This window comes from Pseudarthrobacter kochi, assembly GCF_055412805.1.
The window spans coordinates 1-13,317 of the sequence record NZ_JBVAYV010000061.1; the positions used below are offsets into that span (position 1 = coordinate 1).

The following is a 13,317-nucleotide window of genomic DNA, read 5'->3' on the forward strand; positions in this document are numbered from 1 at the left end:
AGCGTGCCTTCAAGGACGCCTATATCGAGGCACACCTGTGCGATCGGACGGCCCGAGGAGATCACCAGTTCAACGGCTTCGTCCTTAAACTGCTGCGTGTACTTCTTACGATCGGTCATGCGAGAAAGGGCTCCTAACAAGCTGTCTCACAAAACCATACGGCCGCAGCCTGACGAGGTGATCGAGCGGCTCCGCCACTACGAGGCACTCGGCGTCACTGAATTCAGCATTTGGGCCGACAACAGCCTGACCCATGAAGAGAAAAAGCGCTCACTCGAACTCTTCATCGAACACGTGGTGCCGGCCTTCCAGGTGCAGACCGCCACCGCTGCACGCTGATCGCGACAATTGCCTGAGCCACGACGTTGGCTCCCCGGCAGTGCAGGCTGGGCGTCGGTTCCCGGGTGACCGGGCCAGCCCCAGCCTGCTAGTGCGCAGTAGGGTACGGCCTTAGTGCGATCCAGGCAGGCCCGAGTCAGCGACTGCCAGGTCCGGAGGAACAATTGCCCAGCCTACAGCCGCAGCAACGCCCCTGTCCGGCCGCTTATCTTGCGGAAATGGCCAGGAAGCGGATGGGCAGTTCCAGTAGCTCAAGTGGGCCGTGCGGACCCTCGCCGTCAAGCAGGAGTGAGTCACCGGCCTCCATGGCGTATTCGTAGGCGCCGTGGCCGTAGACCATCTTGCCGGTGAGCATGTAGATGAATTCGGTGCCCGGGTGCTGGAAGAGGGGGAAGACGTCGGAGGCGTTCGTCAGCGTGACCAGTGTCGGTTCGAGTGCATCGGTGCGTCCTTTGAGCGTCCCGAGCACCCGGTATTCGTGGCCGTGTTGGGTTCCGCTGCGTATAGTCAGGCTGCCCTGGCCGTTCTTGGTGAACGTGGCGTCGCGGTCCGTGTCCGCGCCGCGGAACAGGGCAGTGACGGGTATTTTCAGTCCGTCCGCCAGCCGCTGCAAGGTAGTCAGCGAACACGACGTACTGGCTGTTTCAATTTTTGAGATCATCGCCTTGGACAACCCGGTACGGACGGCCAGCTCGGCCGAGGACAGGCCGTTCGCCGTCCGGTACCGGCGAAGTTGCCCGGCGATGATGCGTTCGAGCTTGCCCGGCCCCTCGTCGGTGCCTGTCGCCTGCCCGGCCCCGGATTCCCCAGCTCCGGTTTCTGGGGTCTGGTCGGTGAGTGGGTTGGCGTTGTTAGTCATGGAGCCATCATAGGCGGGGGCACCCGTACTATCCGATGACCTGCGCTGCGCCCAGGAGACCTGCCAGGGCGTCGGCCAATGCCGCGGCGCCTTTCTCCGCGTCGTCGTCCTCGACGAGTTCGTCCGGGGAGTGTGAGATGCCTGTTGGGTTCCGCACGAACAGCATGGCGGTGGGGATGTGTCCGGTCAGAATGCCGGCGTCGTGCCCGGCACCGGTGTCCAGAACCGGTGCATCCGGCAGCAGTGTCTGCAGCTGGTCGCGCAGCCCGGTGTCGAAGTGCACGGTCTGGCTCAGCGATTCAACACCGAAGCTCACCGTGCACCCTTCTTCGGCGGCGATCACCTGGGCGTTGAGGTGGATGGACTCCGCCAGCGCCGCGGTGATCTCGTCCCGCGGGTGGCGCAGATCGATCCACATGTCGACCCGGGAGGCGATCACGTTGGTGCCTCCGGGCACGGGCTGCAGCCGGCCCACGGTGGCACGCGCGTCGCGGTAGTTCCTGGCAGTGTCGCGAATCCCAATCATGATCTTGGCGGCGGCGATCATCGGATCTTTCCGGTCCTTCATCAGGGTGGTTCCGGCATGGTTGCCTTGACCGTAGACGGAGAGTTTCCAGCGTCCGTGTCCGAGGATCGAGGATCCGATGGCAACGGGCTGGTGGAGGTCCACCAGCCCCCTTCCCTGTTCGACGTGGAGTTCGACGAACACGCCCAGCTGCTGCAGAGTTTTGCGGTCGGCTCCGATGTAGCGCGGGTCCAGTCCGCTGGCAGCGGCCACGTCCGCGAAGGTGTGCCCGTCGAGGTCCCTCAGGTTGCGGGCCTTGTCGGCGTCGATGGCTCCCGTCAGCAGGCGGGAGCCCAGGCACGCGATGCCGAAGCGGGAACCCTCCTCTTCCGGGAACACCGCGATGGCCAATGGCCGGCGCGGGCGCAGGCCCCGTTTCTTGAGGATGTCGACGGCGACCAGAGCCGACGCGACGCCGAGGGGGCCGTCGAATTCGCCGCCGCCCGGAACGGAGTCCAGATGGCTGCCCGTTACGACGGCGTCCCGGCGGGCACCGGTGGCGGTGTCCCACCACGCCCAAATTATCCCGTTGCGGTCGGTGCTGACATCCAGCCCCCGCCGGGCCGCCTGTTCGGTGAACCAGTGCCGGAGATCCGTTTCCGCCGTGGAGAAAACCGGCCGCGAATAGCCGCCGCGCGTCCTATCCTGGCCGATGCCGGAGATGTCCCGCATGAGGCCGGATACGGTGGCGGTTGCCGTGGGTGTCGTCGAAGGAGTCACGGGAGGGTCCGTTTCTGTAGCTCGAGGGATGGTGGCGTTGTGTACGGGGCGGGGCGTGTCAGCGGCCGCTGATCCGGGTGGTGGCCTGCCTGAACCGTGCGGGCACGCTGCCGGTGCCGGTGGCGAGGTCCGCCGCCCACTGCCCGATCAGCGGCGCGAACTTGGCGCCGTGTCCCGAACACGGGGAGAGAATGGTGATTCCGGCTGCCCGGTCGAGGAGGAAATCCTCGTTCGGGGTGTTCGTGAACAGGCACGTGGTTTCCGCGTACGGCTCGGGCTCAAGCCCGGGCAGGTATTTCCGCACGTATTCCACCACGCGCCCGCGGTTGGCGGGGTCAACGATTCCGGTCTGCCGGGCAGCGGAGGGGATGAACTTTCCGCCGTTGTACTCGGCCACCTTCTGGCCGGCGAAACCGGCGTCCCGGCCCCCGGGCAGCCCATAGGTCTGGATGTCCGCGTTTTTGTGGATGAAGGTCGGCCACGGTTGCTGCTCGCGGTAGCGGAAATGGTAGGCCTGTTCCTGCCGGACCGTGATCTCCGGCAGCCCTGCAAGGAACCCTGCCGGCAGGGGAAGTTGTTGCAGCAGCTGCGGGAGCCAACCTCCGGCGCTGATGACAACGTTGGCGGCGGTAATTTCCTCCCCTGTTGCGGAAGTCAGAAGGTAGCCGCCGCTGGTCTCTGTTACACCGGTGACGTCCCAGCCGGTGCGGAGCCGGGCGCCGTGCAGCACCGCCTGGGCGGCCATCGCGTGGACGGCACTTTCGGCGTCGATGACTCCCGCACCGGGGTGCCAGAGGACGGAGGTGTCGAAGGAGAACTGCGGCCAGCGGGATCTGGCGTCGGCTGCGCTGAGAAGTTCGTGCTCGACTCCGGCGGCCGCGAGGACACCGGCGAGCAGCTCCGGCTGGCGCGCCGTTCCGTAGTCCACGGCACCGAACGGTGTGATCAACTCAAGCCCGCTGACCCGGTCCAAGTCGTCCCACAGGGCCTTGGACTCGATGACCGCCCTCGTGTAGAACTCGTCCGGGTAGGCGTAGCGGAAGATCCGGGCCGAGCCATGCGAACTGCCGCCCGCGCTGGCCGGGACGGTGCGTTCGAGAAGTGTGACGTCGTGGCCGCGTAGTGCCAGCTGCCAGGCCGTGGCGGCGCCGGCCAGGCCGGCGCCGACCACAACGTACTCAGAGGATTCCGGCATCACTTGGCCCCCGGGATCCAGCTCGTGCCGGCCAGCGGCACCCTGGCCATCGCGGACGCTTCGATGGTCAGCGCCACAAGGTCTTCGGGTTCGAGGTTGTGCAGGTGGGACTTTCCGCAGGCGCGTGCGATGGTCTGGGCCTCCATTGTCAGGACGCGGAGGTAGTTGGCCAGGCGGCGTCCGCCCGCGATCGGATCCAGCCGGGAAGAGAGCTCGGGGTCCTGGGTGGTGATGCCGGCGGGGTCCCGCCCGTCCTGGAAGTCGTCGTAGAAACCTGCGGCGGACCCGAGGGCGGCGTATTCAGCCGCGTAGCGGGGATCGTTGTCACCAAGGGCGATGAGCGCTGCGGTGCCGATTGCCACGGCGTCGGCGCCGAGGGCCATGGCCTTGGCGACGTCGGCCCCGGTGCGGATTCCGCCGGAGACGATCAGCTGGACTTTCCGGTGCATACCCAGTTCCTGCAGGGCCTGTACGGCCTGCGGGATGGCGGCCAGGGTGGGGATGCCGACGTTTTCGATGAAAACCTGCTGCGTGGCGGCGGTGCCGCCCTGCATGCCGTCGACGACGACGACGTCGGCCCCGGCCTTCACGGCCAGTGCCGTGTCGTAGTACGGGCGGGAGGCGCCGATCTTGACGTAGATCGGCGTTTTCCAGTCGGTAATTTCGCGCAGTTCGCCGATCTTGATCTCGAGGTCGTCCGGGCCGGTCCAGTCCGGGTGGCGGCTGGCGGAGCGCTGGTCGATGCCGACGGGCAGGGTACGCATCCCGGCGACGCGCTCGGTGATTTTCTGTCCCAGCAGCATGCCGCCGCCGCCGGGCTTGGCGCCCTGGCCAAGCACGATCTCGATCGCGTCCGCTTTGAGCAGGTCGTCTGGGTTCATGCCGTAACGGGACGGGAGGTACTGGTACACGAGGTGTTTGGACTGGCCGCGTTCCTCGGGGGTCATGCCGCCGTCGCCGGTGGTGGTGGACGTGCCCACTTCGCTGGCTCCTCGGCCCAGGGCCTCCTTGGCGTTGGCGGACAGGGCACCGAAGCTCATGCCGGCGATGGTCACGGGGGTCTGCAGGTGCAGCGGCCGGCTGGCGTGGCGGTCGCCGAGGATGACGTCGGTGTCGCACTTTTCGCGGTAGCCCTCGAGTGGGTAGCGGGACATGGACGCTCCGAGGAACAGCAGGTCATCGAAGTGCGGGACCTTGCGCTTGGCGCCCCATCCGCGGATGTCGTAGACGCCGGTGGCGGCGGCTCGCTGGATGTCGGCGATGGTGGCGCGGTCGAAGGTTGCTGATTCGCGCAGGCCGAGCTCTTCAGTGTGCTGGGCGGGGAGAACTGTGTCCTGGGGCAGTGAGGTGATGGTCATGGGAGTGTCCTTATTTAGTACGACGTCGAGTTGTGGACGCTGAAGTGGTAGAGGTTCCGGGCCGATCCGTAGCGCTTGAAGTCCACCGGGCTCTCGGAGCGGCCGGCGGCGGCGAGCAGGTTGGCGAGCTCCTCAATGTGATCAGCAGCCATGGGCTTTTCGATGCAGTCCGCGCCCAGGGAGGACACTGTTCCCTTGACGTAGATCCGGGCTTCGTAGATGGAGTCGCCGAGCGCTTCGCCTGCGTCGCCGCAGACCACCAGCCGGCCGGCCTGGGCCATGAAGGCGGACATGTGGCCAATGTTGCCGCCGACCACGATGTCCACGCCCTTCATGGAGATCCCGCAGCGTGCGCCGGCATTACCGTCGATCACCACGAGCCCGCCGTGGCCGGTGGCCGCGGCTGACTGGGAGGCGTCCTCCGTGACGTGGACCGTGCCGGACATGATGTTCTCGGCCAGGCCGACGCCGGCGTTGCCGTTGACGGTTACCTCGCCTTTTTGGTGCATTCCTGCAGCGTAGTAACCGGCATGGCCGTTGATGGTGACGTTGACGTCGGCGTTGATTCCGACGGCGAGGCTGTGCTTGCCGCCTGGGTTGGTCACTGTCCAGGACTGCCCATCGGTTGCGTTGTGCAATTCCTGGTTGAGCGCGCGGACCGGGCTGTCGGCCAGATCCACCAGGATGGTTTCCTGCGCTGCTGCTGTGGGGCTGGTGGTATCGGGGGCTGTCAGAGTGACCATGTGTAGACCTTTCCGGGTTCCGGTTCAAAGATGCGGGCGTTCTCAATGCCGGGCAGGGCAGCCAGGGCACGGTATTCGGAGGCCATGGCCACGTAATCGTCCGTTTCGGCGATGATGGCGGGCTTGCAGGCAATCGGGTCGCGGACCACGGCCATGCTGTCGGCGGTGGTGACGACGAGGGTGTAGAAGCCGTCGAGGACTTTGCCCAGGTTCACCAGGGCCTCTTCCAGAGTGTCGCCCCGCTGCAGGCGCGACGCCACGTAGCGGGCACCCACCTCCGTGTCGTTATCCGAATCGAAGACAACTCCTTCGCGCTTGAGGTCGCGACGGACGGTGGCGTGATTGGAAAAGGAGCCGTTGTGGACCAGGCACAGGTCATCGGCAACCGAGAAGGGGTGTGAGCCACCGGCGGTCACTGCGGATTCGGTGGCCATCCGGGTGTGGGACAGGCCCTGGCTGCCGGCCATCGCCTCGAGCCCATGCTCGGCGGCGATGTCCATGGGATGGCCAACGCTTTTCATCACGGCCACGTGTTCGCCGCGGCCGATGATGGTGGAGCCGGGAAGCGTTTCGCTGACAGCCTTCACCAGTAGATCGGTTGCGACGGCGGCGCTCACCAGGGTGGTGTCGCCGACGACCCGCACAGCAGCGGCGGCGTCCGAGGGAAGCAGGGCGTCCAAGGAGGACTTGATGGCCGCCCAGGCCGTGCCCTGCTCCTTGCCGAGGAGGCTCAGGGTGGATGTTCCTTCCGAGACTAATCCCGGGGTGTTGTAGACAGCCAGACCGGCGGAATCCGGTCCGCGGTCCACAATCTGGCACATCATCGATGACAGCATGCTGCCCATTTGGGGGTGCAGCAGGGGGTTGCGCAGCTGCAGCGCGGCGATTCCGCACATGGTGGTGTCCTTTGCTGGTAGTCGTGCTTGTAGGGTGGGGCCCGGTGTTGGTGCGCGGTCAGATCGAGGTGAGGTAGGTGCGGACTTCCCAGTCGCTGACCTGGTTGTGCCAGCTCAGAAATTCCTCTTCCTTGGCGTCGGCGTAGTACTTGCCGATCTCCGCGTCGCCGCTCAGGCTGGACAGGATCACTGGGTCCTTACGCAGTGCTTCCACGGCGTGGAGCAGGGTGGCCGGCAACAGATGGGCGCCAGGCTTCGACTCGCCCGGGCCGGAAGGCATCCCGGGGTCTGCGGCCTTGTCCACGCCGTCCAGGCCGGCTGAGATTGCGGTGGCGATGGCAAGGTACGGGTTGGCGGAGCCGTCGCCGGAACGAAGCTCGATCCGCTTATTATCCGGAACCCGGATCATGTGGGTGCGGTCGTTGCCGCCGAAGGACGCCTTACGGGGTGACCAGGTAGCGCCCGAGGAGCTGGTGGTGGCACCGGAGCGCTTGTAGGAATTCACGGTCGGAGCCAGGAAGGCCTGAAGCGCGGGGGCATGGTCGAGGATCCCGGCAATGAAGGAGTACGCGAGATCGGAGAGCCCGAGGCCGCGGCCGCCGTCGTCTCCCGGGAACAGCGCTTGCGCATCGGACCACAGCGACAGGTGGAAATGCAGACCCGTACCGGTGCGGTCAGAGAAGGGCTTGGGCATAAACGTGGCGGTCATTCCGCGCTGTTCGGCCAAAACGTTCAGGATGTAGCGCAGGGTGACCACACGGTCCGCCGTGGTGAGCGCATCGGCATAGTTAAAATTCTGCTCGAACTGGCCGGCTGCGTCCTCGTGGTCGTTGGCGTAGTTGCCCCAGCCCAGGCCGTTCATCGCCTCGGAGATGGAGGTGAGGTGCTCGTACATGCGCGTGACGCCGCGGGCGTCGTAGCAGGGGCGGGGCGAGTCGTCGCGGGCGTCGGCCGTGCTCAGCGAGCCGTCGGGGTTCTTGTTGACCAGGAAGTACTCCACTTCGGCGCCGATCTTCGCCTGCATACCCTGGCCGGCGAGGCGGGCGAGGGTGTTTTTCAGGATGACCCGGGGGGCGTAGGGCCAAGGCTTGCCGTCCACGTGCGGGTCACAGTGAACGATGGCCAAACCCTCCTTGATGAAGGGAACCGGCGTGAACGACGCGAGATCGGGCACGGCGATCAGGTCCGAGTCCTGCGGCTTCTGGCCGATCAGGCCCGCCGCGTAGCCTGCAAACCCCATGGCACCGCGCTCAAGCTCGTCCGCGGCCTCAACCGGCACCAGCTTCGCGCAGGGCTTGCCCGTCATGTCCACGAACGTGGCAAGAATGAAACGGACGTCATGGGCCTTGGCAATGTCCGCCAGGGAGATGTGGCCGGCGTCCGCCGGCGCCGAAATCGCGCTGGGTAATGCAGGGGTTGCGACACTTGTCATCGAAACTGTCCTGTTCAAATCGGTGTTACCTGTTATGAAACCTTGTTGAACCACAGTATTCAAAAAGATGTTACAGGCGTGCTGCTCAAGTGTTAAATCCGCATGTCGGGGCGAGGCGGCGAACGCAACAGGAAATTTACCCGCGCGAAACCCGCGGGCGTTCACTGTGGTGAATCATGGTTTCATCCCATGGCTATATCGATGGCCGTCCTTTCCGGCGGATGCCAAGACCGTTGACCCGGGATTTAGCCCTTCCCCGCAGTGGATTCCCCTGTTCACCACCTCGTGGACGCGCGGTGAAGAACCGAAACGTATTACCCGGCCGCAATGGCCGGCAGACAGCCAACCCCTTTGATTGGAGTCCCATGAATTCTGGAGACGTCGCCTGGATCCTCGCCTCGAGTGCTCTGCTGTGCATCATGATCCCCGGCCTTGCCCTGTTCTACGGCGGCATGGTCGGTTCCCGCAGAATCCTGAACATGATGATGATGTGCTTTGGCGGAATGAGCATCGTCGCCGTCCTCTGGGCCGTGTTCGGCTATTCCATGGTCTTCGGCAATTCCATCGGCGGTGCCGGACTCCTCGGTGACGTCACCGAGTACTTCGGGATGGAGCAATTGCTGGCCGAGGACCCCAACGCGCCGATACCTGCACCCTTGTTCGCCGCCTTCCAGCTGTTCTTCGCCGGCATCACGACGGCAATCATTGCCGGAGCCGCCGCCGGGCGCATGAAATTCGGCGCCTGGATGACGTTCGCGGCCCTCTGGGCCACCCTGGTCTACTTTCCCGTCGCACACTGGGTATTTGCTTTCAGCTCCGCAGACGGCTCCGTGACCGGCGGCTGGATCGTCAACAGCCTCAAGGCCATCGACTTCGCCGGCGGCACGGCCGTCCACATGAACGCCGGCGTCGCAGCCCTCGCCCTTGCCCTGGTCCTCGGACGCAGCGCCGGCTGGCCCAAGAGCGAACACACCAAACCCCACAGCCGCCCGCTGGTACTGGTCGGGGCAGGTCTCCTGTGGGCCGGCTGGTTTGGATTCAATGCCGGATCGGCCCTCACTGCCGGGCAGTCCGCATCTGTGGTGTTCCTGAACACCGCGGTCGCCGCCTGTGCCGGTCTCCTGGCCTGGGCCTTGGTGGAACGCATCAGACTGGGCAGCGCCAGCAGCATGGGCGCCGCCTCCGGCCTGATCTCAGCCCTCGTCGCGATCACTCCCGCCTGCGGCGCCGTCAGCCCCCTCGGCGCTCTCGCCATCGGCGTAATCGCCGGCGCCGTCTGTTCCCTGGCCATCGAACTGAAGTTCCGACTCGGCTTCGACGATTCACTAGACGTCGTCGGCGTCCACCTGGTCGGCGGCATCCTGGGAACGCTACTGATCGGCTTCTTCGCCACGGAGGCTGCCCCCAATAAGGTCAACGGGCTGTTCTACGGTGGCGGTTTTGAACTCCTGGGCATCCAGACGGTCGCAACCCTGGCTGTCCTCGCCTATTCCTTCGTTGTGACATGGGTTATCGCCAAGGTCCTCAACATCACCATGGGCCTGCGCGTGCACGAAGCCGATGAACTTCGTGGCATCGACATCGCCGCACACTCTGAAGCCGCGTACCTCAGCGACGAAGAACCCGTGGCATTGGGCTCCCCGCACCGTGCCTAAAGCGTCAGAAGACAGTGGTCAGCGTCTGATGACCCCGCGCCCTGTCGTCCGCACCGGCTGCCTGCCCCGTAGCCCCTGGAAGAACGGGGCAGGCACCGCCCGGGAAGTCGCGGTTTTCCCGGGCGGTGCCTGCCCGGACGACTTCCGATGGAGGATCAGCGTGGCCGACATCGACCAGGACAGCCCCTTCTCCACTTTTCCCGGCGCGGACAGGCACTTCTTAATCGCCTCACCCGGATCCCTCCAGATAAACATCAACGGTGAAGAACGCACCGCCACTTATGGCAGGACCGAAACGTTCCCAGGGGAAGCGGATGTCTCAGCCAAGTCGGCCTCTGGACCAACTTCGGTCATCAACCTCATCACTCGGCGCGATTTCTGCACAGGCCATGTCGCCGTGGGGCACCTGGACGGACCTCAGATCCCCCACGTGAATACGGTCGCCCTGGCGCTCCTCGACGGAGCCGCATGGACAGATGACGGAGAATGTCTTCAGCCCCTCGACTTTCTAATCTGCGGCCCAGGAAGGGCAGAGGTTCAGTTCAAGGACGCGCTGGTGGCGACGATCTCTGTGATCCCATAAGACAGCGTCGGACAACACCCTGGGCCGTCTGCCCGTCCGCATAGCACTCACGCATGACAAACACCGACAGGCCCCTATATATAGCCCTTTCCGGTCTCTGAGTGTCAGCGGCGGGGATACTCAATGACGTGATCGCCCCAGGTGTTCCGTGAGCATCCCCGGTTCGCAGCTTTTGGTGCCCTGCTTACTCATGATCCGCAAGAAGCGGTCAACGAGCTGAAGCGGGTCATCCTGGACCTGACTGGGATTCAAGGGTGTTCTGGTCAACGGACACAGCCGGCGCCTACCTGGACGACCCACGTTTTGACGTGCTGTGGACAGAGCTCTCTATTCCGAAAGTGCCGCTCTACATTCACCCGACCTTCTCACCGGCTCCCCTTCCACCCCTGGAGGGTTTACGCGGAGCTCGCCGGCGGGGGCTGGCGGTGGGGATTCGAAACCGCGCCCCATGCCCTACGGCTCGTAGCCGCAGGAGTGTTCGATAGGCACCCCCGCGGCCCCGATTACATCCGCGACAACATGTACGTCGCATCCGCCGGAGTCGAGAGCGCCGCTCCATTGCGCTGCGCACTTAGGGCCATGAGCATCGGGAACGTCGAAGTACGACCGGGGGGAATTTACCAGTCGGAAACCCAACCTTGACAGGCCGGAAACTCCTGAGACATTTACTCTTAGTAGTCATTGTTGAACATCAAGAAACCACAAAGGAAATCCACATGTCCACAGAAATCAACTTCCGTTACCTCAGCGAACCTGACATGGTCGAGGCTGGCGTCGGTGACGTCGTTCGCTGCACCGATGTCATGGAGGAGGCCCTCATTCTGCTACGCCAGGGTGACTACCGGATGGCCGGGGATAACGGCAACTCCCACGGTGCAATGATCACGTTTCCCGAGCGCCCCGAATTCGACGGCATGCCGAAGGACGGGCCGGATCGCCGTTTCATGGCAATGCCCGCTTATCTGGGCGGTCGCTTCGGCACCTCGGGCGTCAAATGGTACGGATCAAACACGGAAAACCGACAGAAAGGGCTGCCTCGATCGATTCACGTATTTGTGCTGAACGACCGAGAGACCGGCGCGCCGCTTGCAATCATGAGCGCGAACCTTCTCAGTGCCTACCGAACTGGGGCCGTACCTGGTGTGGGGGTCAAGCACCTCGCGAAGGCAGACGCTAAAGTCGCGGCCGTGGTCGGCCCGGGCGTCATCGCACGATCAGTCCTCGAGACGACGTTGGCGCTGCGCCCCTCGATTGACACATTGCTGGTGAAGGGCCGAAGCGCCGGTAGCACGCAGGCGTTCGTCGACTGGGCCAAGACCAAATTCCCGCAACTCAGCAGCGTTGCCTCGGCCGAGACGATCGAGGAGGCGATAGCTGATGCTGACATCGTCATGGCGACCACCTCCACCGACGCGGCCGGAAGCGATGCGTTCCCGTACTTTCCAAAATCGGCCATCAAGCCCGGCGCCCTGCTGCTGCTTCCGGCCGCTGCACGTTTCGATGACGACTTCCTGCAGGGCGACGCGCGCCTCGTGATCGATGCCCAGGGCCTTTATCAGGCGTGGCTCGAGGAATATGGCCCCACTGCCTACCAAATCCTGGGCATCCCAGGATCGCACTGGTTTGGGCTGCTCAAGAACGGAAGCATTCCCTCATCAAAGATCGAGGAAATCGCCGACGTGGCCACCGGAAAGCTCCCTGGCCGCCGCGACGACGATGAAATCATCCTCTACTCCGTGGGAGGGATGCCCGTAGAGGATGTTGCGTGGGCGACAGATCTTTACCGCGTCGCCGAGGAGAAGAACATCGGCACCGTGCTGAATCTCTGGGACACGCCGGCCCTCGCCTGATCCCACGTGGTGGGCGTCCCCCCTGCGCTGGGCCCATCGAGTGGCGGCCGCCGTGCTCCACGAGCTGACGGGGCGTGCTAGAAGGACACGTGAGCTCGCGACGCCCACAATGAACACGATCATCGGGGACATCTGAGCCAGCCGGCGCCCCCGCGCGAGGGGATCAGTGCGGCAAGCGATGTTGGCGTGCACGGGCCACGAACGCGCGACGCCGCGCGATGGCCGCCGGCAGGAGTGCTGCGACTATCAGCGGCGCCCCCGCGAAGATCGCGAGGTTCCACGTGGTGGTCATCACGGCCCGAGCCACGTCGGCACCAGGGCCGGCGGCATCCGCCAATACAATCAGCGGCAGCGCGGCCAAACTCCAAACCTCGCACCGCGGCGGCTGCGGCCCAGGAGACTGACGCGAAGCCGGTGGCGACCCCAGCCTGACGCCGCCAGCGGCGGTCACTGTGTGGCTGCCTAGCAACAACGATCTCAACACCCGGTCGATACGGACTCCGATCACCCAGTGGCCAGGAGCGCGGCCACCCCGAAGAGCAGGAGCGCGGTGTGGACCTGTGTCGGGACGCCCGTCCAGGCGGTTGGGGATGCGATGTAAGCGGGAAGCGAATTGTGTGCGCGCGAGCATCCAGGCGGTTGTCTGCCGCAACACCACGGCCCCGCCCAGCGCAGCAAGTCCCCCGCCAACGGCGAGTACGGTCGGCCGGCGGTTGCCCGGGCCGACCGGTGAACGCCCGGCCGAAATCCCGGGTCAGGGCCTCGACTGTCTCCTCACAGGAGACACTCGTTGACTCGGAGACTTTCACACCCGGTCACCGCGTCTAAGGTCTGTCCAGCCGGCGAATGCGCTTTCTGTTGGCAAAGGACCTGCTTCGGTGAGTGACACTGTTAGCTCGTCCCTGCTCGAATTCACGGGACTTCGGACGGCAGGGGGTTGGACGTATAGGTGGAGACGCTTCGGTGTTCGAGCCGCGGAATGATCTGGCTGGCTTTTATTGAGAGGCACTGAGCCTTGATCCACCGATGATGGTCGGGGCGCCGACGGCGGTTTAAACCGAGAATGCCCGTCTTTGGCGGATTCTAGGGGTCGATGCAACACCCGAGGTCAGCTGGCTTCCA

General features: G+C 64.8%; 12 protein-coding genes. 4 read left to right on the forward strand and 8 right to left on the reverse strand.

Features of this window, described 5'->3' with window-relative positions; translation table 11 throughout:
* On the reverse strand, positions 1-119 hold a 119-nt coding region (locus tag ACZY0Y_RS18305; protein WP_463959657.1), incomplete at its 3' end, for a transposase.
* A 58-nt stretch (positions 120-177) separates the two neighbouring features.
* Here ACZY0Y_RS18305 and ACZY0Y_RS18310 point away from each other — a divergent pair.
* Entirely contained in the window at positions 178-339 is a 162-nt protein-coding gene (locus ACZY0Y_RS18310; protein ID WP_463959639.1) for a hypothetical protein, read from the forward strand.
* 205 nt (positions 340-544) lie between these two features.
* On the opposite strand, the gene ACZY0Y_RS18315 is transcribed toward ACZY0Y_RS18310, so the two are convergent.
* From ACZY0Y_RS18315 to glnT, 7 genes are all read right to left on the reverse strand, one after another.
* Positions 545-1,198 carry a helix-turn-helix domain-containing protein gene (locus ACZY0Y_RS18315; protein ID WP_463959641.1) on the reverse strand — a complete coding sequence of 218 codons (654 nt, stop codon included), beginning with the start codon at positions 1,196-1,198 and terminating at the stop codon, positions 545-547.
* 28 nt (positions 1,199-1,226) lie between these two features.
* Positions 1,227-2,435 (reverse strand): allantoate amidohydrolase, encoded by a 1,209-nt coding sequence (locus ACZY0Y_RS18320; protein WP_463959659.1) that lies wholly within the window; start codon positions 2,433-2,435, stop codon positions 1,227-1,229.
* A 106-nt stretch (positions 2,436-2,541) separates the two neighbouring features.
* Entirely contained in the window at positions 2,542-3,678 is a 1,137-nt protein-coding gene (locus tag ACZY0Y_RS18325) for an FAD-dependent oxidoreductase (RefSeq protein ID WP_463959643.1), read from the reverse strand.
* Complete coding sequence (locus ACZY0Y_RS18330; RefSeq protein ID WP_463959645.1) at positions 3,678-5,036, reverse strand: FMN-binding glutamate synthase family protein; 1,359 nt, start codon at positions 5,034-5,036, stop codon at positions 3,678-3,680. The genes ACZY0Y_RS18325 and ACZY0Y_RS18330 overlap by 1 nt, the downstream gene beginning before the upstream one ends.
* A 14-nt stretch (positions 5,037-5,050) precedes the next feature.
* Positions 5,051-5,779 (reverse strand): protein glxC, encoded by a 729-nt coding sequence (locus ACZY0Y_RS18335; RefSeq protein ID WP_463959646.1) that lies wholly within the window; start codon positions 5,777-5,779, stop codon positions 5,051-5,053.
* Positions 5,767-6,675, reverse strand: coding sequence for a class II glutamine amidotransferase domain-containing protein (locus ACZY0Y_RS18340; RefSeq protein ID WP_463959648.1), 909 nt, complete (start codon positions 6,673-6,675; stop codon positions 5,767-5,769). Before ACZY0Y_RS18340 ends, ACZY0Y_RS18335 begins: the two co-directional genes overlap by 13 nt.
* A gap of 58 nt (positions 6,676-6,733) precedes the next feature.
* Complete coding sequence (gene glnT, locus ACZY0Y_RS18345) at positions 6,734-8,107, reverse strand: type III glutamate--ammonia ligase (RefSeq protein ID WP_463959649.1); 1,374 nt, start codon at positions 8,105-8,107, stop codon at positions 6,734-6,736.
* A gap of 365 nt (positions 8,108-8,472) precedes the next feature.
* Between glnT and ACZY0Y_RS18350 the strand changes: the two genes are divergently transcribed.
* The 3 genes from ACZY0Y_RS18350 (at position 8,473) to ACZY0Y_RS18360 (ending at position 12,195) form a co-directional block, all read left to right on the forward strand.
* Positions 8,473-9,762 (forward strand): ammonium transporter, encoded by a 1,290-nt coding sequence (locus tag ACZY0Y_RS18350; RefSeq protein WP_463959651.1) that lies wholly within the window; start codon positions 8,473-8,475, stop codon positions 9,760-9,762.
* 28 nt (positions 9,763-9,790) lie between these two features.
* Positions 9,791-10,345, forward strand: a complete 555-nt coding sequence (locus tag ACZY0Y_RS18355) for a HutD/Ves family protein (RefSeq protein ID WP_463959653.1) — start codon at positions 9,791-9,793, stop codon at positions 10,343-10,345.
* 716 nt (positions 10,346-11,061) lie between these two features.
* A complete protein-coding gene (locus ACZY0Y_RS18360) occupies positions 11,062-12,195 on the forward strand; it encodes a tyramine oxidase subunit B (protein WP_463959655.1) in 1,134 nt (377 codons plus the stop codon).
* Positions 12,196-13,317 lie beyond the last annotated feature (1,122 nt).

Coding starts and splice junctions, on each gene's coding strand:
- ACZY0Y_RS18315 (WP_463959641.1), bottom strand. CDS start 1,198: ATGACTAACAACGCCAACCCACTCACCGACCAGACCCCAGAAACCGGA.
- ACZY0Y_RS18320 (WP_463959659.1), bottom strand. CDS start 2,435: ATGCGGGACATCTCCGGCATCGGCCAGGATAGGACGCGCGGCGGCTAT.
- ACZY0Y_RS18325 (WP_463959643.1), bottom strand. CDS start 3,678: ATGCCGGAATCCTCTGAGTACGTTGTGGTCGGCGCCGGCCTGGCCGGC.
- ACZY0Y_RS18330 (WP_463959645.1), bottom strand. CDS start 5,036: ATGACCATCACCTCACTGCCCCAGGACACAGTTCTCCCCGCCCAGCAC.
- ACZY0Y_RS18335 (WP_463959646.1), bottom strand. CDS start 5,779: ATGGTCACTCTGACAGCCCCCGATACCACCAGCCCCACAGCAGCAGCG.
- ACZY0Y_RS18340 (WP_463959648.1), bottom strand. CDS start 6,675: ATGTGCGGAATCGCCGCGCTGCAGCTGCGCAACCCCCTGCTGCACCCC.
- glnT (WP_463959649.1), bottom strand. CDS start 8,107: ATGACAAGTGTCGCAACCCCTGCATTACCCAGCGCGATTTCGGCGCCG.
- ACZY0Y_RS18350 (WP_463959651.1), top strand. CDS start 8,473: ATGAATTCTGGAGACGTCGCCTGGATCCTCGCCTCGAGTGCTCTGCTG.
- ACZY0Y_RS18355 (WP_463959653.1), top strand. CDS start 9,791: ATGACCCCGCGCCCTGTCGTCCGCACCGGCTGCCTGCCCCGTAGCCCC.
- ACZY0Y_RS18360 (WP_463959655.1), top strand. CDS start 11,062: ATGTCCACAGAAATCAACTTCCGTTACCTCAGCGAACCTGACATGGTC.